A 4,423-nucleotide genomic window follows, 5' to 3' on the forward strand; every position below is an offset into this window, starting at 1 on the left:
GTGGGGGCATGCGGTCCAGCCTAGGGCCGGACGGTTGCGGCGGGAAGCGCCCGGCAGCATCCGCCTGCCCGTGCGGTGCCTGCTATGCCGCGCCTCCGGCCGCCCGTGCGTTCTCGAGCGCGACCTCGAGGCGTTCGACCTTGCCGGTCAGCTCGCCGGTGCGACCGGGGCGGATGTCCGCCTTGAGCACGAGGGACACCCGCGGCCCGAAGGCGCCGACGGCCTCCGTGGCGGCCTTGACGACGGCGAAGACCTCGTCCCAGGAGCCCTCGATCGTCGTGAACATCGAGTCGGTGTGGTTCGGCAGGCCCGAGTCGCGGACGATCCGGACGGCCGCGGCGACGGCGTCGTGCACGGAACCCTCGGCATCCTGGGCTCCGGAGGGCGAGACGGAAAAGGCGACGAGCATGATTACTCCCTGGGGATGAGGATCGGGCGGTCGAGGCCGGCCGCCGGTGGGTCGTGCGGGGCGGCGTTGCCGTTCCCGTGGCGGCTGCCGTGCTGGGCGGAGCTGCTGCCGAGGGTCCACACCTCGCGGACGGCCCAGGCGAGCACGACGAACTCGAGCACGTTGCGCATGGAGAGGGCGAGCACCATCAGCGGGTTGGCGACGAGCAGCCAGTCGTACAGGTAGGGGTAGACGACCTGGGTGAGCCCGGCGATGACCGTGACGAGGATGGTCGGGGTACGCCAGCCGCGCCCTCGCAGGAGGATGCCGAGGATGGTCGGCGCGGCGAGCCAGATCACGAACTGCGGAGAGCCGACCTTGTTGACGGCCATCAGCGTCACGACGAGCGCGAGGACGAGCGGCGGGAACAGCCTCTCGAAGCTCGCCCCTGCCCGTGTCGCCCGCACCGCGATCAGCAGCACCGCTGCGATGCAGAGCGCGAGGACCGGCGTCATGAGCGCGACGGCGATGAAAGATCCTGGGCCGACGACCTGGAAGGTGAGGATGTCGTGGTCGTAGTAGATGTAGCTGCCCGGGATCCGCAGCGCGGCCTGCACCATCCAGATGGCGCCGACGGGAGACTCGATCTGGATGCCGCGGTTGGCCTGCTCGGAGATGAAGCTGAACACGCGGAGGCCGCTGCCGAGGCTGAGCGCCGTGACCACGATGACGGCGCTCGTGGCGAGGAAGGCGTAGCCGGCGCGCATCCGTTGCTTCGATGCGATGACAAGCGCCGCGATGACAGCGATCGGCCAGATCTTCACCCACGTCGCGAGCGTGAGGATCACGGTGCCCCAGACCGGCCGGGTCCGCAGCCACAAAACGGCGAGGATGACGAGCGGGGCCGTGATCGAGTCGATCCTGGCGATCGCGATCGGACCGAGCAGCAGGAGGAAGGCCAGCCACCAGCCCGCGGCGAGGAGCGCGCGCGGCCCGCGGCGCCGGCCGGTCAGGGCCGCGAATGCGACCGCGTTGAGGAGGGTGACGATGCCGAGCCAGGTCGCCGTGTACGAGGCGGTGCCGAAGGCGAGGGCCGCGAAGATCGGCACGACGGCGAGCAGGGGGTAGACGAAGGGCGCGGTGATGCCGACGAGGGCCACTCCGCTCGCGGCGTCGGTCGCCCAGCCGAGGTAGACGACGTCGACATCGCCGAGCGGCCAGCCGATCGCGGCGAAGCAGATGTAGACGAGCCAGGCGTGCACAGCGATGAATCCGGCCCAGAGCAGGATGCGCAGGCTCGGCCCCGACGCGAACCGCACCGGTGGTTTCGGGGGGAGGGAATCGGGCACGTTCCACTTTCCCACACCCCGGTGTTCTTAACGAGACCGTCACATTCGCTGGTGGGTGCCGACGACCGCGAAAACATGCGTCATGATGGCCAGAGACAGTCATCTCGAGGAGTGGTCAATATGGTGAATCGCCGCAGGTCCCGTCACATTTTTGTGCTCGCCCTCTCCGTGGCGGGTGCGCTCCTGTTGAGCGCCTGTTCGGCAGCGAGCCCCACCCAGGGCAGCGCCCCGTCCACGAACGCGGGATCGCTGAGCTCCCCCGATCCCACGTCGTACCTCACACCGGGCAAGCTCACGATCGGAACCGGGGAACCCGCGTACTTCCCCTGGGTTATCGACGACTCACCAGCATCCGGCAAGGGCTTCGAAGCCGCCGTCGCCTACGCCGTCGCCGGCAAGCTCGGCTTCGCGAAGGAGAACGTGACCTGGGTGCGGAGCACCTTCGACGAGGCGATCGCTCCGGGGCCGAAGGCCTTCGACTTCAACCTGCAGCAGTTCTCGATCACGGCCGAGCGCGCCCAGCAGGTCGACTTCTCCTCTCCGTACTACGAGACCACCCAGGCCGTGATCACCGTCAGCACCTCTCCGGCGGCCGCCGTGACCTCGCTCGCCGGACTCAAGAGTCTCCTGATCGGGGCCGCGACCGGCACGACGAGCTTCACGGAAGCGGAGAAGCTGATCGCACCGACCCAGGGCGTGCAGGCGTTCAACACGAACGACGACGCGAAGCTCGCACTGCAGAACGGCACCGTCGACGCGATCGTCGTCGACCTCCCGACAGCGTTCTACCTCACCGGGGTCGAACTCGACGGCGGCACGATCATCGGGCAGCTGCCCGATGCCGCAGCGGGGTCCAGCAGCCAGACCCCCACCCCTGGCGCAACGCCCGGCGCCCAGGCGGGTACCGACGCATTCGGCCTCGTCCTCGCCAAGGACAGCCCACTCACCGCCGCCGTGAGCGCCGCCGTCGACGCCCTGCGCGCGGACGGAACCCTCGCGAACCTCGCCGATACCTGGCTCGCCGGCAACGCGGACGCGCCCGTCCTGAAGTGACACCGGAGGAAGGTCCAGTGGCCGGTCCCGACCTGGTCACCGACACGGTCACCGACACCGGTCGGCCGACGCGGCCGTCGAGCGCGGTCGAGCTCGGCCGCCGGGCGTACAGGCGCACGCAGACCGCCCGGTCTGTGCTGCTGAGCGCGGTGAGCACGGTCCTCTTCGCGATCGTGATCTGGGTGTTCGTGGTCAACACGCCGGGCTGGACCCGGGTACAGCAGTCCTTCTTCGACCCCGCCGTCGCGGTGAAGGCCTGGCCGCGCGTGTTCGAGGGACTGTTGCTCAACATCCGCGTGCTGCTCGTCGCCGCCGTCGGCGTGCTGATCGTGAGCCTGCTGCTCGCGACACTCCGCACCCTGCGCGGCGCGGTCTTCTTCCCGCTGCGCGCCCTCACCGCCGGGTACACCGACCTGTTCCGCGGGTTGCCGCTCATCATCGTGCTCTACCTCGTCGGCTTCGGGCTGCCCGGCCTCGGGGTGTTCCCGAAGCTGCCCTCGTATGTCTGGGGCACGATCGCACTCGTCCTGACGTACTCGGCCTATGTCGCCGAGGTGTGGCGCGCCGGGATCGAGGCGGTTCACCCCTCGCAGGTGCTCGCCGGTCGGTCGCTCGGCCTCAGCCACGGCCGCACCCTGCGCACGATCGTGCTGCCGCAAGCGCTCCGCAAGGTGACGCCGGCATTGATGAACGACTTCGTCGCGATGCAGAAGGACGTCGGCCTGATCAGCGTGCTCGGCGCCGTCGACGCGGTCAGGGCCGCCCAGATCGAGACGGCGGCGAGCTTCAACTTCACGCCGTACGTGCTCGCCGGGCTGCTTTTCGTGCTGCTCGCCCTGCCGATGATCCGCCTCACGGACTGGCTGTCCGCCCGGATGCGCCGCCGCGAGCAGGTCGGTGGGGTCGTATGAGCGAGGCAGCGGATGCCGTCGTTCCGGTCCTCCGGGTCGACGACGTCTACAAGAGCTTCGGCTCGGTTCCCGTGCTCCGCGGCATCGACCTCGTCGTGCACGAACACGAGGTCGTCGCACTGATCGGGGCGAGCGGGTCCGGCAAGTCGACCCTGCTCCGCGTGATCAACCTGCTCGAGCGCGTCGACGACGGGCAGGTCTGGCTCACCGGCCGGGACATCAGCGACCCGCGCGCGAACGCGGACGCCGTGCGCGCCAGGATCGGCGTGGTGTTCCAGCAGTTCAACCTCTTCCCGCACCTGAGCGTGCTCGACAACGTCACCCTCGCCAGCCGGATCGTGCACCGGGTGCCGCGCCGCACGGCCGAGGCGCGCGGCCTCGAGCTGCTCGACCAGATCGGCCTGTCCGCGAAGGCCCGCGACTTCCCCGACCGACTGTCCGGCGGCCAGCAGCAGCGTGCCGCGATCGTGCGGTCGATCATGACGAACCCCGAACTGCTCCTCCTCGACGAGGTGACGAGCGCGCTCGATCCCGAGCTCGTCGGCGAGGTCCTCGACCTCGTGCGGCAGCTCAAGCAGTCGGGAACGACGATCGTGATGGCGACCCACGAGATGGGCTTCGCGCGGGACGTCGCCGACCGGGTCGCGTTCATCGACGCCGGCCGGGTCCTCGAGTTCGGGCCGCCGGAGCAGGTCTTCGACGCCCCGCGCGAACCCCGCACC

The 4,423-nt window shown here is 69.7% G+C and carries 5 protein-coding genes; 3 read left to right on the forward strand and 2 right to left on the reverse strand.

Annotation, left to right across the window (positions count from 1 at the left end):
• Positions 1-82: 82 nt before the first annotated feature.
• Both QN345_RS15925 and QN345_RS15930 read right to left on the reverse strand, forming a co-directional pair.
• Positions 83-409 (reverse strand): thiamine-binding protein, encoded by a 327-nt coding sequence (locus QN345_RS15925; protein ID WP_134449780.1) that lies wholly within the window; start codon positions 407-409, stop codon positions 83-85.
• Between the two features lie 2 nt (positions 410-411).
• Entirely contained in the window at positions 412-1,737 is a 1,326-nt protein-coding gene (locus tag QN345_RS15930) for a glycosyltransferase family 87 protein (RefSeq protein WP_322189553.1), read from the reverse strand.
• A 120-nt stretch (positions 1,738-1,857) separates the two neighbouring features.
• Here QN345_RS15930 and QN345_RS15935 point away from each other — a divergent pair, with 120 nt between their 5' ends.
• The 3 genes from QN345_RS15935 to QN345_RS15945 form a co-directional block, all read left to right on the forward strand.
• Complete coding sequence (locus QN345_RS15935; RefSeq protein WP_134560608.1) at positions 1,858-2,790, forward strand: ABC transporter substrate-binding protein; 933 nt, start codon at positions 1,858-1,860, stop codon at positions 2,788-2,790.
• Positions 2,791-2,807: 17 nt separating this feature from the next.
• Entirely contained in the window at positions 2,808-3,701 is an 894-nt protein-coding gene (locus tag QN345_RS15940) for an amino acid ABC transporter permease (protein WP_416173104.1), read from the forward strand.
• On the forward strand, positions 3,698-4,423 hold a 726-nt coding region (locus QN345_RS15945), incomplete at its 3' end, for an amino acid ABC transporter ATP-binding protein (protein WP_323508857.1). The genes QN345_RS15940 and QN345_RS15945, both read left to right, overlap by 4 nt.

It is taken from the genome of Cryobacterium sp. 10I1 (assembly GCF_035019805.1).
In the GTDB taxonomy this organism is placed as follows: Bacteria; Actinomycetota; Actinomycetes; order Actinomycetales; family Microbacteriaceae; genus Cryobacterium; species Cryobacterium glucosi.

What these genes read in the sequence shown, in the direction of transcription:
- QN345_RS15925 (WP_134449780.1), bottom strand. Translation starts at nt 409, where the DNA reads ATGCTCGTCGCCTTTTCCGTCTCGCCCTCCGGAGCCCAGGATGCCGAG.
- QN345_RS15935 (WP_134560608.1), top strand. Translation starts at nt 1,858, where the DNA reads ATGGTGAATCGCCGCAGGTCCCGTCACATTTTTGTGCTCGCCCTCTCC.